The following is a 22762-nucleotide window of genomic DNA, read 5'->3' on the forward strand; positions in this document are numbered from 1 at the left end:
CCAAGCGCCTCACCGGAGCCCGGCCGCACGGTGGAAGTGGTCCACCCGGCACGGCCGAGGAGGCGGCGATGATGTACTGGAACGGCCCCGGCATGAACGGCTGGGGCATCGGCCTGATGACCGTGGGCATGCTGCTCTTCTGGGCACTGGTCGTGCTCGGCGCGGTCGCCCTGGTCCGCTACCTGAGGCAGGCGCCGGCGGGCCCGCCGACCCCCGCGGCGCCGCTCGAACGGCCCTCGCCGGAACAGCTGCTCGCCGAACGCCTCGCCCGCGGCGAGATCGACCCCGACGAGTACCGCGCCCGCCTGGGCACCCTGCGCGAGGGCGCCGAGCCGTCCCCTTCCGGCTGACGCCGCCCCCGGGAGGCCGGCATGCCCACCCTTACCCTCGATGCCGCCGCGCTGGAGAGCCTCGTCGCCGCGGCGGTCGCCGCGCCCTCGATCCACAACAGTCAGCCCTGGCGCTTCCGGCTGGAGCCGGCCACCTCGACCCTGGAGGTCCGGGCCGACCGCAGTCGGGCCGTCCCGGCCGCCGACCCGCAGGGCAGGGCGCTGCACATCTCCGTCGGCGCGGCCGTCCTCAACCTACGGGTCGCTGCCCGCCACCTCGGCTGGGCGCCCGATATCCGGCTGCTACCAGACCCGTCCGAACCGGACCTGCTCGCCACCATTCGGCTCGACACTCCGGCCACCGCAGCAGTCCTGGGCACCGAGAAGCTGTACGAGGCGATCTGGCACCGGCACACCATCCGCACACCGTTCACCGACGAACCCGTCCCGCCGGCCGTCCTCGACGAACTCGCCACCGCCACCCGCGCCGAGGACGCCACCCTCCACCTGCCCGACCACGCGGAGACCGCTCGCCTGCTCCACCTGACCGCCGAGGCCGAGCGCCGCAACACCACCGACGAGGCTCAGCGCGACGAGAGCCGCAGCTGGATCCGCACCGGCGACGCACCGCCCTACGGCATCCCGCTCGCCGCGCTCGGCCCCCAGGACCTGGCCAGCCACCTACCGATGCGGGACTTCGCCGCCATCCGCGCCGCCGAGCACCAGACCCCGGCCACCTTCGAACGCGAGCCGCGCATCGCCGTCCTGACCACCGACCACGACACGCCGCAGGACTGGCTGCGGGCCGGCCTCGCCCTGGAGCACGTTCTGCTCGCCGCCACCGTCCACGGCGTCCGCGCCTCCCTGCTGCACCAGGCGATGGAGTGGCCGTACCTGCGCTGGGAGACCCGCGACCCGCACCAACGCCCGGGCCACGTCCAGATGTTGATCCGCCTCGGCTACGGCCCCGAGGGAGCCCCGACACCCCGCCTGGCGCCCGGCGAGGTGCTGGAACCGTCCTGAGGCTCACGGACTGGGTGTCAGGAACTCGCCCCGGCAGAACCAGCTGTCCTCGGCGAGGGCGTTGAAGGCAACCCGCTCCCAGCCGTTGCGCCGGTGCGAATCGTCTCCGCTTCGTCCTCCAGATAGGCGCGTACCTCCTTCCCCCACCGACGCCGGCCAGCCGTGCTACCTGGCGCCGGATGTCGGAGATCAGTGCGGAGGCGCTGGTGGAAGACATGTGAGCGAGGTCGAAGTAGTCGAAGTGGTGCTTTACGCGGGCGGCGAGCACGGGATCCCAGCATCCGGGAGGATCCACGAAGTACTCCAGGAAAGCTGCCTCACCCTGCCCTGCCCGCAGAGTGGGCAGGGCAGGGTGAGGTGGTGCGGCCATGATCGCGTCGCGACGGCGAGGGTGGCGAGCACCGACTCGTCCTCGGCGTCGAACTCGCCCCCGCCGCGTTTCTCGGTCAGGTACAGGTTGCCGAACACCCTGTCCCGGATCCGGATCGGCACCCCCAGGAAGGACCGCATCGGCGGGTGATGGGCCGGGAAACCGTAGGAGGCCGGGTGGGCCGATCTCGATGCCGCGGGCGGCCAGCCGGGATCTGACCAGGGCTCTGAACCAACGGTGACATCCTCATTCAGTACCGGGCCGTCCGCCGAAGGGCCTTGGGTGGTCAGGCAGCCGCGCCACGCAGCAGGATCGAGGCGATGAAGTCGGGAGCCTGGCGTGGGCCCATGTGGCCTTCGAGGGTGAGTTCCCAGGCGGTCTCGGCCAGGCCGCAGAACGTCGAGGCCAGCCAGCTGGCGGGCATGTCCTTGCGCAGCAGTCCGGTGTCCTGGCCGCGTTGGACGAGCTCGACGGTCCGCGTGAAGATCGTCTCTGCGCGTGCGCTGGCCTCGGGGACGCCCAGGACGTCGGGTTCGACGTAGACCAGGTTCCACAGCTGGGCGAACGGCGGATAGTCGGCGACGAGTGAGGCCAGGACCTGTTCCATAGCGGCTGTGTCGGCCTCGGCCCGTGTCAGGACCCGGTCGCAGTCGTCGAGGATCTTCCGGGCCATCGCCTGTACCAGGTGCTGGCGGGTGGGGAAGAGGCGGACCAGGGTCGCCCGGCTGATGCCCGGCCGCCGACGCTTGCGATGGTGCTGGCCGACTCGCGGGCGGTCGGCGTTCCCGAGCGTGCCCAGGTCCTGCTCGTCTCCCTCTTCTGCGCGGCCCTCAGCCTCCATCTCCTGCGCCGCCGCCTACCCTCGGCGCGGCGGGTGCCGACGAGCCGGTCGGCCGTCGTGGGCCCGTCCACCCGTAGTGATGCCGACGGAATCGTCGGGCCCGGGATCCGCCCGGCGGTCGTTGGCAGACGGACCGCCGACCCCTGGCGGAACGGGTCCAGGCAGGCGGGGGTCATCAGCCTCCGAGCCGGGTGATCCGCACTGCGGGGCGGAGGGACTCGGCCACCTCCCGGTCGAACGGTTCGATGCCGGGGGTGAGCATCGATGCGACAGCTGTGGCCACCCCGAGCGCGCAGGCGTCGACCGGATCGTCGCCTTCGGCCAACCGGGTGACGATTGCGGCGATCATGCCATCCCCGGCCCCGGCGTCGCTGAGGGGCTCTCCGGGCGGTGGCGGCGCATACAGCTCCATGTGCCCCTGACCGGTCGAGCACAGCGCGCCGAGTTCCCCGAGGGTGGTGATGGCGACCTCGGTTGCTCCGGCGGCGAGCAGCTGCTCGTTGACGGCGCGGGCGTCGTCGAAGCTCCGCACGGCCCGGCCGACGAGGTAGGCGGCCTCGCTACGGTTGCATCTGCGCAGGAAGACGGCCTCGTGCAGCGACTCGCGCAGGGCCGGTCCCGAGGTGTCCAGTAGCAGTCTGGAGCCGGCTTCCCTGACCCGGCGGGCGACGGTCGTGTAGAAGTCGTCGGGCAGGCCGTCGGGCAGACTGCCACTGGCCACGACGTACCGGTGGGCGCCCGCTGCCCGCTCCAGCAGGTCCAGGCAGCGCCGTCCCTCGTCGTCGTCGAGTCGCGGGCCGCGCGGCACGATGTGATAGCTGCGGCGTGACTCGCTCTCGAACAGCACGAACGCTTCACGGGTTTCACCCGCGATCCCGAGGGCGAGGTGGTCGACGCCCTCCTCGTCCAGTAGCCGGTTCAGGCGCTGGCCGATCTCCTGGCCGGCGGTGTGGACGGCGGTCGCCCGCCCCCCGAACCGCGCCACGCCGCGGGCGACGTTGATCCCTCCGCCGCCGGCGGCCACGTACCTGACCCGGGCACGGGTCTTGCCGATGTCCACCAAGTGGTCGACGTCGCAGCAGATGTCGACCGTAGGGTTCAGCGTGAGGGTGAGAATCGGTGGCGGAGTCTCCGGCAGCGAACTTCTTCCGCTGCTCCCTACCGCGGGCTGACCCGGTACCGCGGCGGCGCTCATCGCCGTGGCCCGGCGGTCGTTGTCACCACAGCCACCGTCTGACGTCCTGCTCTGCTCAGTGCAGGCCCACCCTTGTCGTACTCGGCCATGACTTTCAGCAGACCACCGGTGACGTTGATGGTGGTCGGCGTGAGGTGGGAGCCGACGGGGAGGTTTTTGAACGGGCGCAGGAATGAGGGCCGCCGGTGCAGGCGTCCGTGCAGCAGATCGCCAGCCATCCCTACCCTCCTCACTCAGGCCGGACCTGCCTTCCATGCTGGCGTGCGAGCCGGGATCGTGCGACCTGGAGTGCGCTCCCGTTGTCGGCGGCGCGTGCTCTGGCCCGTGAATCAGGGTGATGGCAGCGCGTGGCATTGGGTACCTCGGTTCCGGCACTGCTTGGGCGGTGTTCGGAAGGGGAGGCCAGGGCGTGCGGGAGTTCAGGCGGGCTGGTAGCCGACCCGCGAGGTGCTGGCCGCTGACCAGCTTGGCCGTGTTGGCCGCGGCCGGGACGGAAGTGGAAGCGGCCCGATCCGGCGAGCCCGGGCCGGCGGCCAGTGCGGCTCGGAACCAGAGGTGCCGGTCGGAGTAGTGGTTGGGGACCAGGTCGAGGATCACCCGTAGGCCGGCTCGGCCCGATCACGCGGTGCTGTTCGCGGACACGCCTGCCGTCCTGGAGGCGGGGGAGCGGAACGGGTCGCTCTGATCACCGCCCTCGACCACCGGGACGAGGGGCGGCCCCGGCTGCTGGGTGGCCGCGAGCCGGTGATTCACGACCTGGGCCAGGTCGGGGTGTCGAGCGGCCGTTCGATGCTGCTCAGGCTGTGACCAGGTCGCCCGGCCTGCCCGTACGGCCCTATCGGCGCTGTGTCGGGCCCGAAATCCGGCTCATCCGAGCGGTTCTGTGCAACAGATGGGCCGGTGGCAGCCAGAGATTTGCCGTACCGGAACCGCTGGAGAAGGAGGTACACCGCGATGAAGTGGCTCGGATCGGATACAGCCGGTGGAACCCCACCGCCCGTGGGCGGGCGCGGGACCATGAGCGACGAGAGGACGCCGTGATGAGCACTCCGACGGTTCCCGCAGCCGACGAGGCCGTGATCGACCGGGAGGGCCTGGCCGCCCTGGTCGACGTCCTGCGCTCCCGCGGCTTCACCGTGATCGGTCCGACCGTACGGGGCGGCGCCATCGTGCTCGACGAGCTGGAGTCCGCCGAAAGTCTGCCCTACGGCTGGGGCGTCGAACTCGAGGCAGGGCAGTACAGGCTACGGGAGCGCACGGACCCGGCGGCCTTTGCCAACGCGGCCGGACCGCAGTCGTGGAAGACCTACCTGCACCCCGCCCGGGTCCGCCAGTGGCGGACCGAACGCACCGACGAACAGCTGACCTTCGAGGCGGACGACACCCCGCCGCCCCGCTACGCCTTCCTCGGTGTCCGCCCGTGCGACCTGCGCGCCATCGCCGTCCAGGACCGGGTCCTCACCGGCGGCCGGCACGCCGACCCGACCTACCAGGGGCGGCGCTCGGGAGCGTTCCTGGTCTCGGTGGAGTGCACCGAGCCCGGAGCCACCTGCTTCTGCGTCTCCATGGGCACCGGGCCGGCGGCCGGCCCCGGCTACGACCTGGTGCTCACCGAGCTGGTCGACGACGAGGGCGGCCACCGGTTCTGGATCCGCAGCGGCAGCCCGGAGGGCACCGAGGTCCTCGCCGAGATCCCCGGCAGGAGTGCCGACGCCGCCACCCGCGCCGCCGCCCGCGCACAGGTGTCCGCCGCCGCCGACCGGATGGGCCGCACCATGCCCGAGGCCGACCTGCACCAGCTGATGGCGGGCACGCTCGACGCCCCGCGCTGGGACGACGTCGCATCCCGGTGCCTGACCTGCGGCAACTGCACCATGGTCTGCCCGACCTGCTTCTGCACCACCACCCAGGACGTCACCGACCTGACCGGCGACCATGCCGAGCGCTGGCGGCTGTGGGACTCCTGCTTCGACCTGGATCATTCCTACCTGCACGGCGGGACGGTGCGCGCCTCCTCGCACAGTCGCTACCGGCAGTGGCTCACCCACAAACTGGGCACCTGGTACGACCAGTTCGGTTCCTCGGGGTGCGTCGGCTGCGGCCGGTGCATCGTCTGGTGCCCCGTCGCGATCGACATCACCGAGGAGGCGGCCGCCCTGCACGACTGGGCCAACCGGTCGGCAGGCGAGGGTGAGGCACCCGCATGACCGAGCTGCCGTTCCTGCTCGATGTGCTGCCTCAGGTGCACCGGGACCGGTTGCTCGCCCTCGCCCGCGACAGCTCCTTCCCTCCGGGCAGGCGGCTGTTCGACGAGGGAGGGCAAGCCGACCGCTTCTGGGTGATCCGCTCCGGTGAGGTCGCCCTCGACCTGTACGTACCCGGCCGCCCGCCGCCGATCGTGGAGACCATCGGGCCGGGCCAGCTCCTCGGCTGGTCCTGGCTCTTCCCGCCCTACCGCTGGCACCTGGGCGCGCAGGCACTCGGACCGGTGGACGCCTGGGAGTTCCCCGCCGACCAGGTCCGAGCGCTGTGCACGGCCGACCCCGCCCTCGGGCACCAACTGACCCTGCGCTGCGCCGAGGTGATCGCCGAACGGCTCCAGGCCACCCGCATCCGCCTGCTCGACCTCTACGCACCTCGCCCGGGCACGCCATGACCACTGTCACGCCACCGCTCCCGTACCGGGTGACCGCCTTCCGACCGGAGACCGCGGACGCCGTGTCGCTTGAACTGCAACCCGTCGAGGCTGTGTTGCCGGCCTTCCTACCGGGACAGTTCGCCATGGTCTACGCCTTCGGCATCGGCGAGGTTCCGATCTCGGTCAGCGCGATCCGAAGCCGGAACGGCGCCCTGGTGCACACCGTCCGCGCGGTCGGCGCGGTCTCCGGGGCACTGTGCCGACTGCGACCCGGCGACGTCGTCGGCCTGCGCGGACCCTACGGCACCGGCTGGGACCTCGACTCGGCGACCGGGGCCGACATCCTGGTGATCGCCGGCGGCATCGGACTGGCTCCGCTGCGCCCGGTGGTGCACCAGGTGCTGGACCACCCGGAGCGGTACGGCAGTCTCCGCGTCCTGGTGGGCGCCCGCACCGCCGAGGACCTCCTCTACCGGGATGAGCTGGAGAGCTGGCGGACCTCGGCCCGGGTGGAGGTGACGGTCGACCGCCCCACCCCCGGCTGGCACGGCGCCGTCGGTGTCGTCACCGGACTGCTCGACCGGATCGAACCGCTCGGCGACGACACCCGTGCACTGCTCTGCGGACCTGAGGTGATGATCCGCCATACTGCGCAGGAACTGCTCACCCGAGGTGTGCCCGCGCGGCGCATCCAGGTGTCGCTGGAACGGAACATGAAGTGCGGCACGGGCCACTGCGGCCACTGCCAGCTCGGACCGCTCCTGCTGTGCCTGGACGGACCGGTGGTCGACTACGCCCGATCCCAGTCCCTCCTCACCGTGCGGGAGTTGTGACATGACCGACGACAGGATCCCCACCCTCGCGGTCTGGAAGTTCGCCTCCTGCGACGGCTGCCAGCTGACCCTGCTCGACTGCGAGGACGAACTGCTCGGCCTCGCCGAAAAGGTACAGATCTCGCACTTCCTCGAGATGTCCGGCGCCGAGGGCTCGGGCGGCGCCGGGTCGGCCACCCTGGACGGCGTCGGACCGTACGACCTCTCCCTGGTCGAAGGCTCCGTCACCACGGCCGAGGACGCCCGGCGGATCCGCCGCATCCGGCAGATCTCCCGCCGTCTGGTCACCATCGGCGCCTGCGCCACCGCCGGCGGCATCCAGGCCCTGCGCAACTTCGCGGACGTGACCGAGTTCCGCGCCGCCGTCTACGCACACCCCGAGTACATCGCCACGCTCGCCACCTCCACCCCCATCTCGGCCCACGTACCGGTCGACTTCGAGCTGCGCGGCTGCCCGATCGACCGCCGCCAGCTGCTGGAGGTGATCACCGCCTACCTGGCCGAACGCAAGCCGAACATCCCGGCGAACAGCGTCTGCTCCGAGTGCAAGCGGCGCGGCACCACCTGCATCACCGTCGCCCACGGCACCCCGTGCCTCGGGCCGGTGACCCACGCCGGCTGCGGCGCCATCTGCCCGGCCTACGACCGAGGGTGCTACGGCTGCTTCGGACCGTCCAACAGCCTCAACATGGCGGCGATGGTGCGCCAGCTCCAGCACGACGGCATGGACGAGCGGGACGTCCTGCGGGTCTTCCGGACTTTCAACGCAGCCTCCCCCGAGTACGCCGAGCTACCCGACCTCGTCCACCAGGACGACTCGACCGACAGGGAGACCCGATGAGCCACCGGGGAGAGCGGATCCTGCGCCTGGACGCACTCGCCCGAGTGGAGGGCGAAGGCGCCCTGCACCTGGCCATCCGCGACGGCGAAGTCACCGACACCCGGTTGCGGATCTACGAACCACCGCGCTTCTTCGAGGCGTTCCTGATCGGCCGAGGGCACACCGAACCGCCCGACATCACCTCCCGGATCTGTGGAATCTGCCCCGTCGCCTACCAGATGACCGCCTGCCAGGCCGTCGAGGCCGCCTGCGGGGTGTCCGTCGACGGCCAACTCGCCGAGCTGCGCCGCCTGCTCTACTACGGCGAGTGGATCGAGAGCCAGTCCCTGCACATCCACCTCCTCCACGCCCCCGACTTCCACGGCCACCCGAGCGCCGTCGAACTCGCCCGCGAGCAGCGTGAACCCGTCGAGCGGGGCCTGCGGATCAAACAAGCCGGCAACGCCGTCATGGAACTGCTCGGCGGCCGCGCCATCCACCCGGTCAACGTCCGACTCGGCGGCTTCTACCGGGTACCGACGCGAAACGAACTCGCACCGCTGGCCGAGAAGCTGCGCCGAGCACGGGACGACGCACTGGAAACAGTGCGCTGGGTGGCGGGCTTCGACTTCCCCGACGCGGAAATCGACTGCGAACTGCTGGCCATGCAGGACAGCGGCCGGTACGCCATCGACTCCGGTGCACCCACCGCCCTGAGCCTGACCGACGGCACCACCAGGAACCAGTCTGCCGCACAACGCCATTTCCCCGTCGGAGAGTTCGAACAGCACGTGGTCGAGGAACACGTCCCCCACTCCACCGCCCTCAGATCGAGCCTCGACGGCAGACACCACCTCACCGGTTCACTCGCCCGGTACGCCGTCAGCGGCCGCTGGCTGCACCCGACCGCCGCCGAAGCCGCACGGGCAGCCGGACTCGGCGACCCGGCCACCGGCGCGGTATGCCGCAACCCCTTCCGCAGCATCATCGTCCGCGCCGTCGAAGTGGTGCACTCGGTAGAGGAAGCACTGCGGATCATCGACGCCTACGAACCGCCACCCCGACCGCACGTCGACGTCCCCCCGCACCCGGCCGAAGGCTGCGCCGCCACCGAGGCGCCACGCGGCCTCCTCTACCACCGCTACGCCATGGACCCGGACGGCACCCTCACCCTCGCCCGGATCATCCCGCCAACCGCCCAGAACCAAGCGGCGATCGAGGAGGACCTGCGACGACTGGTGCAGTCCCGCCTGGACCGTCCCGGCGACCCACCCACCGACGAGGAGTTGACCACACTGTGCGAACGGGCCATCCGCAACCACGACCCGTGCATCTCCTGCTCCGCTCACTTCCTCCACCTGACCGTGGACCGGGTATGACGGGCCGGGTCGTCGTGATCGGCGTCGGGAACTCCTACCGCCGGGACGACGGAGCAGGCCCGGCCGTCGTCGAAGCGCTGAGCGGACAGGTCCCCGAGGAGACGCTGCTCGCCGTCAGCGACGGCGAGCCCGGCCGAATGCTGGGCCACTGGACCGGCCAGGACCGAGTGATCGTGGTCGAGACCGTGCACGCGCACCCCGGCAACCCGGGGCGGCTGCACACCCTGGACGCCGAGGCGACCGCCAGGTGCGCGAGCGGCCCGGCCAGCAGCCACGGCCTGGGCCTCGGCGAGACCGTCGCCCTGGCAGCCGCGCTCGACCGGATGCCCCTCGAACTCGTGGTCCACGCGGTGGAGGGCGAGGACTTGGGCCTCGGCCCCGGACTCAGTGCCCCGGTCCAAGCGGCACTACCGGACCTGGTCGACCGGGTGGCCACAGCCGTCCAGCTCGCACACCGGCGTCTTCGCTCGCGACTCGGCTGAGACACGGCCACGGACTCGACCACTGTCCCGTGGCGATCGCGTAGCAGGTATCGCTCCTTCAACACCGCGACCGCGCCGAACCCGCCACGGCTGCGGTGTCCCAGCACGATGAGCGTACAGTCGCCCGAACGGTTGATCAGCTCGGTGGCTGGTCGTCCGGGAACCGAGACAGCCGCAGCCGGCGGGAACCGGGGAGGAGGACCGGGTCGCCCGGCCCTCCTCTCACACCGCCGGACAGGTGGGCCCCTGGTTCGGCGGTGCGTCGGTGTCGGTGGGCTACCAGGTGTCGTTCAGTGCCCCGTTGCCCGAACTGCCGGTGGTGAAGGAGTGGTTGTTGCCCGGCTCCCAGGTGATCGAGCCGTCGGAGTTCTTGATGATGTACTTGTACTCGATGTAGGTATTGGCCGGCAGGGTGACCGTGCCGTTCCAGGTCGGGTAGTTCTGCGAGGAGAGCGGGACGGCCTGGGAGGTGTTCCAGCTGCCCACCGCGGGGATCGAGCCGACCAGGTAGACGTTCTGGCCCCAGCTGGTGGTCTCGTTGACGTTGAAGGTCTCACCGACCGTGCCGGAGACGGCCGTCGGGCTGTACAGCGCCATGGCGTCGTTGGCCGGGACGGTGATGGTGGCGGTGCCGTTGGTGCCGACCGTGACGGTCGAGCCGGTGCAGGCGCCGGTGGAGACGGTCAGGTTGCCGTGGATGATGTCGCAGTACGTGCCCGCCGCCAGGCCGGTCTCGACGGTCACGGTCTTGGCGCTGGACTCGTTGTTGATCGCGATCCAGCCCCGGTTGCCCCGGCTGAACGAGATGAAGTTGGAGCCGTCGTCGTACCAGTTGCTGACCGACTGGCCCGCCACGGCGTTGTGCCAGCCCACCATGTTGGCGATGCCCTGGGTGCGGTCCGTGCAGAACCAGCCGCTGGAGCAGTCGGTGTTGGTCACGAACCCGTTGGAGTCGGACGGCGGGGAGTCGTCGCTGTTGGTCCAGGCGAAGCTGGCGTACACCTGCGGCACGTCGTAACCCCAGGCCAGTTCGAACAGGTTGGCCAGGATGTAGGGCGTGCCGGACTTGTAGTTGAGCGTCGAGCCGTCGCGCTCGGTGTCGTGGTTGGTCACCATCGAGGTCGAGGCGGACGCCGGCTCCAGGCCCCAGCTCTGCCCGAAGGACTTGAGGTTGGCGATGTTGCCGGTGAACTGGCTCTTCAGGTCCTTGGCGTAGGTGAACTCGATCACGCTGCCGTTGGACTCGAACCCACTCGGCTGCAGCGCGCTGTTGCTGCTGCCGGGGATCACCTCCTGGTAGACGTACGGCCGGGACCCGGTCCAGGTGGTGTTGTTCACCTGGGACAGGACCGCCGCCATGTCGGCCGCCGCGATGTGCTTGGCGGCGTCCATCCGGAAGCCGTCCACGCCCACGCTGATCAGGCTGTTGAGGTAGCCGGCCTCGGTGGTGCGGACGTGGGTGGTCTCGGTGTAGAGGTCCTCCAGACTGGAGAGGTCGCACTCCTGGACCTGGGTCTGGTTGTTCCAGTCCGTGATGGACAGGTTGGAGTTGGGGCAGTTCCCCGGGTAGCTGTGGAAGTCGGCTGAGGTGTAGCCGGGCTGGGAGTACGTTTCCGTGGCGGAGTTGAAGCTGTCGCCACCGTAGGAGTCGGTGCTGGTGTTGTTGTTGCCGGCCATGTGATTGAGCACGGCGTCCGCGTACACCTTGACGCCCGCGTTGTGGCAGGTGGTGACCATGGACGCGAACTGCGCCGCGGTGCCCATGCGGCTGTTCAGGTCGTAGCCGATCGGTTGGTAGACCTCCCACCAGGGGTGGGAGCCGGAGAGGCGGATCGAGTCCTCGGGCGGAGCCACCTCGACGGCACCGTAGCCCTTCGGGCCGAGCACGTTGGTGCACTCGCTGGCCACGGACGGCCAGTTCCACTCGAAGAGGTTGGCGATCACGTCGCCGCCGTCGGGGGTGCCGGTGGCGTGGGCGGCGGTCTGGACGGTGAGCGGCAGGACGGCGCCGGCGAGCAGGGCGCCGACCGCCATCAGGGTGGTTCGGGCGCGAGGGCGTGGTCGCTTCATGTGGGGGTTTCTCCTGTGCTGGCGGCCCGGCCACGGGCAACCGGGTAGCACGAGGCGAGCGCACCGTCGCGCGCTGGAACCAGGAGGCCGTGGTGGAGCCGGGGGTGGGGGTGTGTCCGGGCCGGCTCGCGACGCCGCCCGGTACGGAATGGCCGTACGATCCGCCGAGGTCCCGCTCGGCGGCGTCGACGACCGGGAGCCGTGCGGCCGCGAACCCGCCTGACTCCTCACTGCGCGGCGGCCACCCCGGTGACCGGGGGATCCGCCGCGAGCAGACCATCTCGCGCCCGGTATTACGGCGTCAAGAAATCGGTGGAAATTCTTACCGCAAGTTGCAGCAAACTATTACCGGAGCGAGCGTGCCCGGGGCCGGCGCTGCAGGGGCGTGCCGAGCGGTCCGGTTGGGCCGACAGGGGAGGGGGGTGGATTCACAGCTGCGGCACAGGTTCGGCACACCCGTGTGACAGGGCGCCCGGCGAGTGTCGGAGCATGCACACGGACTCCTGGACAGCAACCCTCCCGGCACGGGAGCACCTCCCCGCCGGCATCGGCGGGGCGCCCGTTCTCGACGTTGTGATCCCCGTCCACAACGAGGAGAAGGACATCGAGGGGTGCGTGCGGCGGCTGCACGGCCACCTGATGCGCACCTTCCCCTACGGCTTCCGCATCACCGTCGCGGACAACGGCTCCACCGACCGGACCCCGCAGATCGCCGCGCGGCTGGCGCACTCGATCCACGAGGTGACCTGCTTCCGGCTGGAGCAGCAGGGCCGCGGGCGTGCCCTGCGCACCGTCTGGTCCGCCTCCGACGCACCGGTCCTCGCCTACATGGACGTCGGCCTGTCGACCGACCTCAACGCGCTGCTCCCTCTGGTCGCGCCTCTGATCTCCGGGCACTCGGACCTGGCGATCGGCTCGCGGCTGGCCCTCACCTCACGGGTCGTGCGGGGGTCGAAGCGGGAGTTCATCTCCCGTGCGTACAACCAGATCCTGCGCCGGTCACTCGCCGCCCGCTTCTCCGACGCCCAGTGCGGCTTCAAGGCGATCCGGCGCGAGGTGGCCGAGGTGCTGCTGCCGATGGTGCAGGACACCAACTGGTTCTTCGACACCGAGATGCTGGTGCTCGCCGAACGGGCCGGTCTGCGCATCCACGAGGTGCCGGTCGACTGGGTCGACGACCCGAACTCGACGGTGCACATCGCCAGGACCGCGACCGAGGACCTGAAAGGGGTGTGGCGGGTCGGCAAGGCGCTCGCCGACATCCGCACCCGGTGGAGCGGACACAACCCGCGCCGACTCGCTGCCGTGAGGACATGGCGGCGGCCGGGGCCGGACTGACGGTGCTCCAGTCGGGCGCCGGGTGGTTCCACGGCGAAAACGGCGTGGACGCGAAAGAGCCGCGCACAACCAGGAGCAGGTCAGACCGCGGGGAACAGCGGCAACCCCTCTCTTCAGTACAATGAGGCTGATACCGCAGAGGATACATTGAGGCATCAATGTGTCAATAGAGGCATGGGGAGTTGGCTCGGCGATGCGTACCGACGCGACAGAGGTCCTGGACTCGGCGATCCCGGTCCTGGCCAAGGACCGGGCGGCGTCCATGCAGGTCATCGCCAAGCGGGCGGGCATCAGCCGGGCGACCCTGGTCCGCCTGTTCCCCACCCGCCAGCACCTGGTGCAGGCCATGGCCGCGAAGATCCTCGACGACTGCGACCGGGCCCTGTCCTGCGCCGAGGCCGACACCATGCAGCAGGTGCTCGCCACCCTGGTCGCCGAATACCCGCCATTCGCCCAGCTGTGGAACCTCGTCTACGTCGAACCCGACGTCCTCGGCGTGCCCGAAGCCAGCACCCGGGCCGACGCGATCTTCGACCGGACCGTCAAGCTCTTCAAACGCGGCCAGAGCGCCGGACTGCTGCGCAACGACATGCCGGCCACCTGGCTGGCCTCGACCTTCTGCGGTCTGGCCGAGACCGCATGGGAGCTGACCCTCGAAGGCAACATGGGTCCCCGCCAGGCTCCGGACTTCATCACGGCGATCCTGCTCCACGGCGCGGCCGCCTGACCGTCTCCCGGAGGCTCGAATCCGGCTCCTGCGTGCGGACTTCGCGATCCGCCCATGGCGGCGTGGGCAGCTCCGAGGCTATATTGAGGCATCAATGTGCCAATAGGCATGGGGGAGTTGGATCGGCGATGCGTACCGACGCGACAGAGGTCCTGGACTCGGCGATCCCGGTCCTGGCCAAGGACCGGGCGGCGTCCATGCTGCAGCGTCCGCAGCCCCGGTGCTGATCCCGCCGGGCTGGCTCTTGACATCGGCGCAGAATGCCAGCAGCCCGACCCCGCACGCCACCGCGACCACCACGACAGCGGCAATCACCGCCCACGCAATCCCCGCTCGACCACGCGGCAGCCGCCATCGATTCCTGAGCATCCGCCCAGTAAGCCGGCCCGAACATCGAACACCCTCCGGAAACGCCGATCGGCTCACCGTGTCTCGGCCGGCGCGCCTCCGGGCGTCCTGGTAGAACTCGCCAGCCGCCAGTGCCTCTGTTGACACATTGCTGTTTCAAAGTATCCTTTGTTGCATCGGCCTCGTTACTGGCGAGGCGGGGTGCTGCTGGTCGGCGTCCCACTCGGCGTACGCCGGTGGGCCGGCGAGCCCATGCCCGCCACGGTGCAGGAGGCCGTCCCCGGCAAGACCGGGTGCCCCTTTGAAGCCTGCGCGGCTTCCTCGCCCACGGGCGGTCCCGACGAACGCAACGCAGCGTTCGGCGACACCCTCGTATCGACCCGTGACAGAAAGCAGATCGGTCAACAGCCATGACGATGCATCGCCGGCACTTCCTGCGGAGCGTAGGCCTGGGAGTTCCCAGTCTCGCCCTTCTCGCCTCCCTGTCCGCCTGCGGCGACAACGGGGACGACGGCGACAGCGGGGGCAGCGGGGCCGGCGGCGAAGGTAACGGGACGCCGGGCCCGGCCGGGCGCAAGAAGGTGATCGTCGTCGGCGCCGGGATCAGCGGCCTGGGCGCTGCCCGGTACCTGGCCGACAAGGGGCACGACGTGTCGGTGCTCGAAGCGCGCGACCGTATCGGCGGGCGGATCTGGACCAGCCAGAAGTGGTCCGGCACACCGCTCGATCTCGGCGCGTCGTGGATCCACGGCATCGACGGCAACCCGATCACCGATCTGGCCAAGAAGGCCGGCGCGAAGACGGTGGTGACCGACCTCGAAAGCGCCACCGACTACCTCGCCAGCGGCCAGGAGATCGAGGGCGCCCAGGCGCAGGCGCTTGATCGCTGGCGGAAGGCTACTGCCGACGCGCTGTCGTCCTTCCAGAAGAAGGACGACGACGACGCCTCGATCCGCAGCGTAGTCCAGAACGCGGTGGGCTGGTCGAAGCTCTCGGACAGCGACAAGGCCCTGGTCTCCTACGCGCTGAACGACTACGAGCACGAGTACTCGGGCAGCGTCGACCAGATGTCGGGCCTGTACTTCGATGACGACGCCAAGATCAAGGGCAAGGACGTCCTGTTCCCGGGCGGCTACGGCGCCGTCACCGATTACCTGGCCAAGGGGCTGTCGGTGCAGACCGGGCAGGTCGTCAAGCAGATCGACTGGAACTCCGACGGTGTGACGGTCACCACCGACAAGGGCGCCTTCCAGGCCGACCACGTGGTGGTCACACTGCCCCTGGGTGTCCTGCAGAGCGGGGCGGTCAAGTTCGGCCCCGCTCTGCCCCAGGCCAAGACCACTGCCATCGGCAAGCTCGGCACGGGTGTCCTCAACAAGTGCTACCTGCGCTTCCCCAAGGTGTTCTGGGCGGACACCGACTGGCTGGAGTACGTGCCGGACCTGAACAAGTACGGCCAGTGGGCCCAGTGGATCAACGTCGCCCGCCCCACCGGCCAGCCGGTGCTGCTCGGCTTCAACGCCGCCGACTTCGGCCGCACGATCGAGGGCTGGAGCGATGCCCAGATCGTCGACAGCGCCATGAGCACCCTGAAGACCATCTACGGCGGCAACATCCCCCAGCCGACGGACTACCAGATCACCCGCTGGGCCTCCGACCCGTACGCGTGCGGCTCGTACTCCTTCACCAAGCTCGGCGCCACGTCCGAGATGCGCAACCAGCTGGCGGCCGCCGTCGACGGCCGGGTGCACTTCGCGGGCGAGGCGACGGACCGCAAGGACTACGCCACCGTCCACGGCGCCTACCGGTCGGGCCTGCGCGCGGCCAAGGAGATTGCCGGCTGAACCGGCCCACCGAGTGACGGAACCCGGATCGTTCCCCGTCGTGTGGGCTACGGGGAACGACCCGGCTGCCGTCCACCAGGACCCCGCCGGGCGACCCGTGGCGCCCGCGGGACGGCAGCCCCCGTCGGTGCGTACCCCCGGACGCGCCGGCGGGGGCGTGCGGCGCGGCGCCCCGCAGCCCGAACACGCCCTCGTGACCTGCCGCGACACCCTGCACGACCGGTCGAACGGGCCCGCCCAGGGCAGTGATCGCTACCGCATATGATCCGGTGCGATTCCGGACGCCGACGGGCACCTGGGCGCCAGAGCCGCCGCCCGTGCCACCGCGTCCCCATCCCCACTGCACGACTTGCTGGAGCACATTCATGACCGCGCAGCCCTTCGGCGTCCCGTCTTCCTCGGCCTTCGAGGCGCTGACTCCGGACGACCCCGGCGAGGTCGGCGGGTACCGGCTGCGTGCGCGGCTCGGCGCGGGCGGCATGGGGCGCGTGTACCTCGCGTACACCCCCGGCGGGCGCCCGGTCGCGCTCAAGGTGGTCCGGCCCGAACTCGCCGAGGACCCCGAGTTCCGGCACCGCTTCGCCCAGGAGGTCGCCAGCGCCCGCCGCATCCACAGCCTCTACACCGCCCAGGTGGTCGACGCGGGCACCGACGCCGCCTCCCCCTGGCTCGCCACCACCTTCGTGCCCGGTCCCTCCCTCGACCGGGTCGTCCGACGTCATGGCCCACTGCCCGAGCGCACCGTCCTGCTGCTGCTCGCCGGCGTCGCCGAGGCCCTGCAGGCGATCCACACCGCAGGCGTCGTCCACCGCGACCTCAAACCCGGCAACGTCCTGGTGGCCGCCGACGGCCCCCGCGTCATCGACTTCGGCATCGCCCGCGCCGCCGACGCCAGCCCGCTTACCGGCACCGGCCTGCGCATCGGCTCGCCCGGTTTCATGGCCCCCGAGCAGGCCCTCGGACAGCCCGCCACCCCGGCCACCGACGTCTTCGCCCTGGGCGCCCTGATCGCCTTCATCGGCTCCGGCGTGTCCCCCTTCGGAGACGGGCCCGAGCCCACCGCTCTCTACCGGGCGGTCCACGAGGAACCCGACCTCTCCCGCCTGCCGCACGGACTGCACGAGCTGGTCCGGTACTGCCTGGCCAAGAACCCCGAGGACCGGCCCGGCACCGCCTGGCTGATCGAGGCCGCCCGCAGCCATCCCGCCACCGGCGCCGAACTGCGCTTCTCCGACGGCTGGTTGCCCCCGCAGGTCAGCGGCGAACTGAACCGCCACACCGACCTGCCGGCCACACCCGCCCCGCCGGTCACCGCCCTCGATCAGGCCCAGGCCGAGGCCCCGACCGCCCACGTCCTGCCCGCCCCGGCATCCACCCGACTGCAGCCGGAGCCCGCACTCCCGGAACCGGCCCCCACGACCGGACGCAGGGCCGCGGCCACCGCGCGCCGGGGCGCCCGCACCCTGCTCGTCACCACGGCCACCCTCCTCATCGGCGCCGCGGCGGCCTTCTTCCTGCTCGACTACACCGAGTACTTCGACGACTCCGCCGACCAGCCCGCCGCCACCGCCAGCAGCCTCCCCCCGTCCGCCGCACCCACCCCCACCCCCTCTCCCACCCCTGCATCCGCGGCCCCCGGCTACACCGCCGTATACGCGAACCTCGAACTCACCTCCCCCGACCGCGACCACGAGTTCGACCTCAAGACCGGGAAGGTCACCCAGGACACCTCGTCCTGGTACCTGGCCCGCCAGCCCGACGCCTTCTACATCCCCGAAGACAGCGACGCCTACATCCCCCCGCCCGGCCCTCTCACGCTCCCCGACTGCCTCAAGGGCGTCGAAACACAGCCGACCTCCACCCTGTCCTTCACCACCCTGCGCGCCGACCGCACCTTCTGCGTCCGCTCCCACGGCGCCCAGGACATCGCCATCGTCCGCACCCTCACCACCGCCACGACCGACGGCCCGGTCAAGGTCTCCATCACCTACTACCACCACGCCACCTGACCGCCTGTTGCGGGCACCCGAACCCGTAGGGCAAGGCTGGGCCTGCGGCTCCTTCGCCATCCGAGCCGTCGGAGCGGCCGGGCGGCCCGTCGGAGGCTGTGGGATCCCTACTTCCTGCACGTCGGCGAGCGCATTGGAGCACGCGCTGACGTTTCGCGAAAGTCCGTACACAGGTCGCAGATCGGTAGACAGCCAATGACGATGCACCGCCGCTGTTTCCCCCCCAGCCGACGGACTACCAGATCACCCACTGGGCCTCCGACCCCTACGCGCGCGGCTCGTACTCGTACAACAAGGTCGGCTCCACGCCGATGATGCGCGACCAGCTGGCGGCCCGGACCGACGAGCGCGTCCACTTCGCCGGCGAGGCCACGCACCGGTCCTCCTTCGCGACCGTCCACGGCGCCTACCTCTCGGGAGTCCGCGCCGCCAAGGAGATCGCCGGCTGAGCCGTCGCCCGGCGGGTCCCGGGGCGCGGCAGCTGACCTTGTCGGTGGAAGAAGCGCCTGCGGAAGAGCCGGGTTCGGGATGCGACGGTGTCGGGGCGGCCGGGGTCCAGGCCGCCCCGACACGTGATGTCACGCCTTCTTGCGGGCGCCGATCGCCGTCAGGACTTCCTGGGCCGCCCGGGCGCCGGTCTTCGCGCCGCCCTCCATGAAGCCCTGGAAGTCGTAGGAGGTGTGCTCGCCGGCGAAGTGCAGTCGGCCCTGGGCCGTCGTAGCCGGCGTAGGTGGTGAGGTAGCCCACCGGCCAGTAGGAGTAGGCCCCGTAGGTGTACGGGTCGAGGTGCAAGGCGGAGAGGGTGGCCCGTCCGTTCCACACGGCCGCGGTGTCGGGCCACAGTTGGTCGATCTGGCCGAGGTAGGTGCGGACGAGGTCCGCCGTGTATGGGGCGGAGGCGTCGGTGAAGGCCCGGGGCGGGGTGAGCGAGGAGGCGGGGGTGCCGCCGCCGTACTGGACCAGGATGCCGTGGGTGCCGCGTTGGCCGCAGGTGACGTCCCAGGCCTGCTGGAACGGCAGGTCGGAGAAGCACTCGCTGCTGGAGACGCCGGGCCAGGGGCTGGTGCCCTTCCAGGGGCGGGAGGTGAACTGCATGTTGAGCTTGGTGCAGTAGCCCATCGTGAACCGGTCGAGCACGCCCCGCATCCTCGGGTCGAGCCCGGCTCGGGAGAGGTCGACGCGCTGCTGGAGCACGGGCAGCGGGACGGCGAGGACGGTGTGGTCCGCGGTGACGGTCCGGGTGCCGGGGCCGTCTACCGCGAAGGTGAGGGTCTGGCCACCGTCGGCGTTGCGCGCCACTGCCGTGGACCTTGGCTGCCACCTCCAGGTCGAAGTACGACAGGAGCGCGGTGACCGCCGGCATCGCCGGCGCGAAGGCCTGCCACGGCCAGTGCACGCCGAACTCCGACTGGACGCTCTGCTGGGAGAAGTAGGCGAAGATGCCCACGATCGAGGACTCGAACACCACGTACGCGAGCACCGCGAGCAGCCCCGAGGCCATGCCGACTACCCGACCCAGGCTGTGTGAGACGAAACCGTAGAAGGCCCCCGCCGTGGTGATGTGCCGGGCCATCGCCACGTACCCGACGGTCAAGACGACCAGGACCAGGGTGACGAAGAGGAAGCCGGCAGGTGCGTGCAGGTCGCTGCCGCTGCCGATGATGACCGGCAGGTTGCCGGTCATCGAGGTGATCGGCGCGGCGGTGGCCAGAGCCATGAACACGACCCCGACCACGCCGACGGACCCGGCCTTCAGAGACTGGTGGATAGGCGGATCCTGGACGGTCGTGGACTGATCGGCAGCTGACATGGGGGGCTCCCTCGGCGGTGCACATGGATCGGCTCCGCAGTTCGCGGAGTCGGCCCAGTGTGGTGCGCACCGCCACCTGCCAGGCAGGGGCAGCATGTAGCGCGGCCTGTTACAGGAATGACGTCATGTCAGTTGGTGCGCATCGGCTTGTCCGGTGCGGAGGCGCGCGTACGACAGGGACGCGTACGGCGTGGACCCCGGCCGGCCGACGGGTTGGCCTGTGCTTCTCCGCGGGGCTACACCTCTGCGCCCGCGAGGCGGCGGCGCCTGGCCATGAGGGGGTAGAGCAGCGCGCAGGCTCCGACGGCGACGAGGCAGTAGGTCACCGCCCTGGTGCCGTTCTCCGTGAACTGCTGCCATGCGGCCCAGGCGCAGACACCGGTCAGGCTCAGGGCGACCAGGGACAGGCCGAGGGGTCCGCCGGGGACGCGGTAGGGACGATCCAGGTCCGGCTCGCGCACGCGCAGCGCGATGAGCGCGGCGACTTCGAGCAGGAGCGTGATGTTGGCGAGGAAGACGTCGACGACGATCAGACTGCTGAAGCTGCTCAGACAGAACAGGGCGTAGATCGCGGACGAGCCGATGAGCGAGATGACCGGGACCTGGCGGCGGGGGGTCCTCCTCGCCGCCCAGGCCGGGAAGTAGCCGTCCTGCGCGAGGACGAAGGGTACCCGGGCGCTGGAGGTGAGGAGCGCGGAGAACATCGCGGCCGAGGCGAGCATGCCGCCGACCGTCACGGCGGTCCGCAGCCACGGTCCGCCCAGGGCTCCGCCCACGTCCGAGAAGGAACCGCTGTGCCAGTTCTTCCAGCCGGCCGGGCCGTCCGCCCCGAGTGTGAGCGAGGCGAGTGCGGGGAACAGGTATCCGACCGTGATGGCCACGATCGACAGGGCGAGTGCTCGCGGCAGGTTCTTGCGCGGGTTGTCGATCTCGCCCGTGAAGGCCGAGACGTCGTCCCAACCGCTGTAGTTCCACATGGCGAGGAAGAGCCCGGCGCCGAAGGCGTTCGCCATCGACTGGTCGGGGCGGCTGGTCAGCTGGGCGACGCTACCGGGGCCGGCGCCGTCGCCGAGCACGTGCGTGAGACCGGCGACGCTCAGCAGTAGCAGCGGAGCGAGGCAGACGACCGCGAGCACGACGGAGGTGCGGCCGACCCCGGCGGTGCCCGTCAGGTTGAGCAGCACGCAGGCGGTGATGACGGCGAGGCAGACGAACCAGTGCAGGTCGAACTGGAGGTGGCCCGCGGTGAACAGCACGTGCTTGCCCGGTGCGGCCCAGTCGACCAAGGACTGCAGGTAGTTAGTGAACAGGACCGGGTAGACGGCCAGGTCCACGAAGCCGCCCAGCCAGCTGAGCATGCCCTGCTGGAAGCCCCAGAAGCGTCCCAGCCCGCGCCGGACCCAGTGGTAGTAGCCGCCGTCGACCGGGATCGCGGTGCCGAGTTCGGCGCAGACCATCGCATGCGGAACGCTGTAGACGAGGGGTGTCACCAGGAGCAGCAGCAGGCCTATACCGGGCCCGGAGGTGGAGAACAGGCCCTCGATGCCGTAGGCCCCGCCGGAGACGCTGAAGAAGATGAGCGCCACCAGGGGCGCCATCCTCACGTTCCTGGGCGGGGAGAACGACGGCACCGTCGGAGCGGCTGCTGTGGTCGCAACAGTGGCGTTCGGTGGCATTGCTTACCTTGATCTGGCAGACGACGGACAACGGGCCGGGTGGTCATCTCCGTGGAACCACGCTGCGGCACACCTGGTGGAGACACTGGTGAAAGTCCGCGCATCGGCGATCATGGACCACTTCCGAAGCGCTCGGCCCTGCATGCTAGCCGCTCCACCGCCCTCACTTCGCAGCGGGCTATCCCCGACGCCGCACCGCCACCGCCACCGTCGCCGGCCGACCCGGCCCGGCCGGCGACTGGGCGACTCGCGGTCCGGCACGCGGGGCTGATGCGGCCGACTGTGTCAGCCGGCGATCTCCTTGGCCGCGCGGACCCCCGACAGGTAGGCGCCGTGGACGGTGGCGAAGGACTGGCGGTTGGTCGCCTCTCCGGCGAAGTGCACCCGGCTGTCGATGGGTGCAGCTTCTTCTGCACACTCCGCTACCACCGCCGAAGCCCTCGGCGGCCGGTCGGAGCAACTGCCCGGATCCGGACCCCGGTCCTCGTGCCACCCCCGAGGTGCGAGGGCCGGCACGGGACCGGCTCTGCAAGCACGTGGCCGGCAAGGGCCGGCCCGTGTCTCCACCTGCCCTCGACGGCGATCGCGGTCCGACCCCGTGCAATGACTGAAGAACTCGGCCGAGCCAGGTTGAGCCCGGGAGGGGGCGCGCAAGGGCCGTCCTTGGTGCGGCATCGAAACGAGTACGAAAGATCTGGTGGTGCAGAGATGCTGCGCAATGGCTTGGAGCCCTGGCACGTCCTGGTGATGGTGGCGGTCCTGGTGCTGCTCTTCGGTTCCAAGAAACTGCCCGAGATGGCCCGCGGGCTGGGGAAGTCGATGCGCATCCTGAAGGCCGAGACGGCGGCCATGCGTGAGGACGGTCCACCCGTAGAGGAGCCGAATACGGGGTCGGCAGAGCCGAACCCGCCGGCGGTCGCTACAACTGCTCTGGCTAAGGGCGTCCGCCAGTAGGTCATCGGATGCGGGGGCTTCGAGGCCGGGTGTCCCAGCGGTAGAGGGTCCAAGCCCGTCTGATTAGGCAGCGGAC

General features: G+C 70.5%; 21 protein-coding genes and 3 pseudogenes. 16 read left to right on the forward strand and 8 right to left on the reverse strand.

Annotated elements, in window-relative coordinates:
- A partial coding sequence (locus tag ACH4E7_RS42405) for an SHOCT domain-containing protein (protein WP_396254562.1) occupies window positions 1–350 on the forward strand: 350 nt, incomplete at its 5' end.
- Between the two features lie 21 nt (window positions 351–371).
- Window positions 372–1352, forward strand: coding sequence for an Acg family FMN-binding oxidoreductase (locus ACH4E7_RS42410; protein WP_396254563.1), 981 nt, complete (start codon window positions 372–374; stop codon window positions 1350–1352).
- A gap of 378 nt (window positions 1353–1730) precedes the next feature.
- Here the strand turns inward: ACH4E7_RS42410 and ACH4E7_RS42415 are convergent.
- The 4 genes and pseudogenes from ACH4E7_RS42415 to ACH4E7_RS42430 form a co-directional block, all read right to left on the reverse strand.
- Window positions 1731–1907: pseudogene (locus tag ACH4E7_RS42415) on the reverse strand (GAF domain-containing protein); the annotation flags it as partial.
- A 101-nt stretch (window positions 1908–2008) separates the two neighbouring features.
- Entirely contained in the window at window positions 2009–2563 is a 555-nt protein-coding gene (locus ACH4E7_RS42420) for a hypothetical protein (protein WP_396254564.1), read from the reverse strand.
- Between the two features lie 175 nt (window positions 2564–2738).
- Window positions 2739–3758 carry a 1-phosphofructokinase family hexose kinase gene (locus ACH4E7_RS42425; protein WP_396254565.1) on the reverse strand — a complete coding sequence of 340 codons (1020 nt, stop codon included), beginning with the start codon at window positions 3756–3758 and terminating at the stop codon, window positions 2739–2741.
- On the reverse strand, window positions 3755–3976 hold the full coding sequence (locus ACH4E7_RS42430; protein ID WP_396254566.1) for a hypothetical protein: 222 nt from the start codon (window positions 3974–3976) through the stop codon (window positions 3755–3757). Before ACH4E7_RS42430 ends, ACH4E7_RS42425 begins: the two co-directional genes overlap by 4 nt.
- 822 nt (window positions 3977–4798) lie before the next feature.
- On the opposite strand from ACH4E7_RS42430, the gene ACH4E7_RS42435 reads away from it, so the two are divergent.
- Genes ACH4E7_RS42435 through ACH4E7_RS42460 form a run of 6 tightly spaced genes read left to right on the forward strand, consistent with a single transcriptional unit; the run spans window position 4799 to window position 9910 of the window.
- The gene (locus ACH4E7_RS42435) at window positions 4799–5965 is read left to right on the forward strand and encodes a 4Fe-4S dicluster domain-containing protein (RefSeq protein ID WP_396254567.1); all 1167 of its coding nucleotides are present in this window, start codon (window positions 4799–4801) and stop codon (window positions 5963–5965) included.
- Window positions 5962–6414, forward strand: a complete 453-nt coding sequence (locus ACH4E7_RS42440; protein WP_396254568.1) for a cyclic nucleotide-binding domain-containing protein — start codon at window positions 5962–5964, stop codon at window positions 6412–6414. Before ACH4E7_RS42435 ends, ACH4E7_RS42440 begins: the two co-directional genes overlap by 4 nt.
- A complete protein-coding gene (locus ACH4E7_RS42445; RefSeq protein WP_396254569.1) occupies window positions 6411–7229 on the forward strand; it encodes an FAD/NAD(P)-binding protein in 819 nt (272 codons plus the stop codon). Before ACH4E7_RS42440 ends, ACH4E7_RS42445 begins: the two co-directional genes overlap by 4 nt.
- A gap of 1 nt (window position 7230) precedes the next feature.
- Window positions 7231–8070 carry an oxidoreductase gene (locus tag ACH4E7_RS42450; protein ID WP_396254570.1) on the forward strand — a complete coding sequence of 280 codons (840 nt, stop codon included), beginning with the start codon at window positions 7231–7233 and terminating at the stop codon, window positions 8068–8070.
- A complete protein-coding gene (locus tag ACH4E7_RS42455) occupies window positions 8067–9428 on the forward strand; it encodes a Ni/Fe hydrogenase subunit alpha (protein ID WP_396254571.1) in 1362 nt (453 codons plus the stop codon). Before ACH4E7_RS42450 ends, ACH4E7_RS42455 begins: the two co-directional genes overlap by 4 nt.
- The gene (locus ACH4E7_RS42460; protein ID WP_396254572.1) at window positions 9425–9910 is read left to right on the forward strand and encodes a hydrogenase maturation protease; all 486 of its coding nucleotides are present in this window, start codon (window positions 9425–9427) and stop codon (window positions 9908–9910) included. The genes ACH4E7_RS42455 and ACH4E7_RS42460 overlap by 4 nt, the downstream gene beginning before the upstream one ends.
- A 276-nt stretch (window positions 9911–10186) precedes the next feature.
- Here ACH4E7_RS42460 and ACH4E7_RS42465 read toward each other — a convergent pair whose 3' ends face one another.
- Window positions 10187–11980 carry a carbohydrate-binding module family 20 domain-containing protein gene (locus ACH4E7_RS42465; RefSeq protein WP_396254573.1) on the reverse strand — a complete coding sequence of 598 codons (1794 nt, stop codon included), beginning with the start codon at window positions 11978–11980 and terminating at the stop codon, window positions 10187–10189.
- 489 nt (window positions 11981–12469) lie between these two features.
- Here ACH4E7_RS42465 and ACH4E7_RS42470 point away from each other — a divergent pair.
- The 5 genes and pseudogenes from ACH4E7_RS42470 to ACH4E7_RS42490 all read left to right on the forward strand — a co-directional run.
- Window positions 12470–13273 (forward strand): annotated as a pseudogene (locus tag ACH4E7_RS42470) (dolichyl-phosphate beta-glucosyltransferase); the annotation flags it as partial.
- Window positions 13274–13511: 238 nt separating this feature from the next.
- On the forward strand, window positions 13512–14045 hold the full coding sequence (locus tag ACH4E7_RS42475; RefSeq protein ID WP_396254574.1) for a TetR/AcrR family transcriptional regulator: 534 nt from the start codon (window positions 13512–13514) through the stop codon (window positions 14043–14045).
- Between the two features lie 758 nt (window positions 14046–14803).
- A complete protein-coding gene (locus ACH4E7_RS42480) occupies window positions 14804–16237 on the forward strand; it encodes a flavin monoamine oxidase family protein (protein ID WP_396254575.1) in 1434 nt (477 codons plus the stop codon).
- Window positions 16238–16602: 365 nt separating this feature from the next.
- Window positions 16603–18246, forward strand: coding sequence for a serine/threonine-protein kinase (locus ACH4E7_RS42485; RefSeq protein ID WP_396254576.1), 1644 nt, complete (start codon window positions 16603–16605; stop codon window positions 18244–18246).
- 212 nt (window positions 18247–18458) lie between these two features.
- Window positions 18459–18695, forward strand: a complete 237-nt coding sequence (locus ACH4E7_RS42490; RefSeq protein WP_396254582.1) for an FAD-dependent oxidoreductase — start codon at window positions 18459–18461, stop codon at window positions 18693–18695.
- A gap of 129 nt (window positions 18696–18824) precedes the next feature.
- Here the strand turns inward: ACH4E7_RS42490 and ACH4E7_RS42495 are convergent.
- Window positions 18825–19545 (reverse strand): annotated as a pseudogene (locus ACH4E7_RS42495) (flavin monoamine oxidase family protein).
- Window positions 19546–19556: 11 nt separating this feature from the next.
- On the opposite strand from ACH4E7_RS42495, the gene ACH4E7_RS42500 reads away from it, so the two are divergent.
- Entirely contained in the window at window positions 19557–19679 is a 123-nt protein-coding gene (locus ACH4E7_RS42500) for a hypothetical protein (protein WP_396254577.1), read from the forward strand.
- A gap of 177 nt (window positions 19680–19856) precedes the next feature.
- On the forward strand, window positions 19857–20042 hold the full coding sequence (locus ACH4E7_RS42505; RefSeq protein ID WP_396254578.1) for a hypothetical protein: 186 nt from the start codon (window positions 19857–19859) through the stop codon (window positions 20040–20042).
- A 250-nt stretch (window positions 20043–20292) separates the two neighbouring features.
- On the opposite strand, the gene ACH4E7_RS42510 is transcribed toward ACH4E7_RS42505, so the two are convergent.
- Both ACH4E7_RS42510 and ACH4E7_RS42515 read right to left on the reverse strand, forming a co-directional pair.
- On the reverse strand, window positions 20293–21654 hold the full coding sequence (locus ACH4E7_RS42510; protein ID WP_396254579.1) for an APC family permease: 1362 nt from the start codon (window positions 21652–21654) through the stop codon (window positions 20293–20295).
- 363 nt (window positions 21655–22017) lie between these two features.
- On the reverse strand, window positions 22018–22407 hold the full coding sequence (locus tag ACH4E7_RS42515) for an FAD-dependent oxidoreductase (protein ID WP_396254580.1): 390 nt from the start codon (window positions 22405–22407) through the stop codon (window positions 22018–22020).
- Between the two features lie 33 nt (window positions 22408–22440).
- Here ACH4E7_RS42515 and tatA point away from each other — a divergent pair, with 33 nt between their 5' ends.
- Window positions 22441–22686, forward strand: a complete 246-nt coding sequence (tatA, locus tag ACH4E7_RS42520; protein WP_396254581.1) for a Sec-independent protein translocase subunit TatA — start codon at window positions 22441–22443, stop codon at window positions 22684–22686.
- Window positions 22687–22762: the final 76 nt, after the last annotated feature.

The sequence above is a fragment of the Kitasatospora sp. NPDC018058 genome, assembly GCF_044327205.1.
In the GTDB taxonomy this organism is placed as follows: domain Bacteria; phylum Actinomycetota; class Actinomycetes; order Streptomycetales; family Streptomycetaceae; genus Kitasatospora.

Coding starts and splice junctions, on each gene's coding strand:
- ACH4E7_RS42410 (WP_396254563.1), top strand. CDS start 372: ATGCCCACCCTTACCCTCGATGCCGCCGCGCTGGAGAGCCTCGTCGCC.
- ACH4E7_RS42420 (WP_396254564.1), bottom strand. CDS start 2,563: ATGGAGGCTGAGGGCCGCGCAGAAGAGGGAGACGAGCAGGACCTGGGC.
- ACH4E7_RS42425 (WP_396254565.1), bottom strand. CDS start 3,758: ATGAGCGCCGCCGCGGTACCGGGTCAGCCCGCGGTAGGGAGCAGCGGA.
- ACH4E7_RS42430 (WP_396254566.1), bottom strand. CDS start 3,976: ATGGCTGGCGATCTGCTGCACGGACGCCTGCACCGGCGGCCCTCATTC.
- ACH4E7_RS42435 (WP_396254567.1), top strand. CDS start 4,799: ATGAGCACTCCGACGGTTCCCGCAGCCGACGAGGCCGTGATCGACCGG.
- ACH4E7_RS42440 (WP_396254568.1), top strand. CDS start 5,962: ATGACCGAGCTGCCGTTCCTGCTCGATGTGCTGCCTCAGGTGCACCGG.
- ACH4E7_RS42445 (WP_396254569.1), top strand. CDS start 6,411: ATGACCACTGTCACGCCACCGCTCCCGTACCGGGTGACCGCCTTCCGA.
- ACH4E7_RS42450 (WP_396254570.1), top strand. CDS start 7,231: ATGACCGACGACAGGATCCCCACCCTCGCGGTCTGGAAGTTCGCCTCC.
- ACH4E7_RS42455 (WP_396254571.1), top strand. CDS start 8,067: ATGAGCCACCGGGGAGAGCGGATCCTGCGCCTGGACGCACTCGCCCGA.
- ACH4E7_RS42460 (WP_396254572.1), top strand. CDS start 9,425: ATGACGGGCCGGGTCGTCGTGATCGGCGTCGGGAACTCCTACCGCCGG.
- ACH4E7_RS42465 (WP_396254573.1), bottom strand. CDS start 11,980: ATGAAGCGACCACGCCCTCGCGCCCGAACCACCCTGATGGCGGTCGGC.
- ACH4E7_RS42475 (WP_396254574.1), top strand. CDS start 13,512: ATGCGTACCGACGCGACAGAGGTCCTGGACTCGGCGATCCCGGTCCTG.
- ACH4E7_RS42480 (WP_396254575.1), top strand. CDS start 14,804: ATGACGATGCATCGCCGGCACTTCCTGCGGAGCGTAGGCCTGGGAGTT.
- ACH4E7_RS42485 (WP_396254576.1), top strand. CDS start 16,603: ATGACCGCGCAGCCCTTCGGCGTCCCGTCTTCCTCGGCCTTCGAGGCG.
- ACH4E7_RS42510 (WP_396254579.1), bottom strand. CDS start 21,654: ATGGCGCCCCTGGTGGCGCTCATCTTCTTCAGCGTCTCCGGCGGGGCC.
- ACH4E7_RS42515 (WP_396254580.1), bottom strand. CDS start 22,407: ATGCCGCACCAAGGACGGCCCTTGCGCGCCCCCTCCCGGGCTCAACCT.
- tatA (WP_396254581.1), top strand. CDS start 22,441: ATGCTGCGCAATGGCTTGGAGCCCTGGCACGTCCTGGTGATGGTGGCG.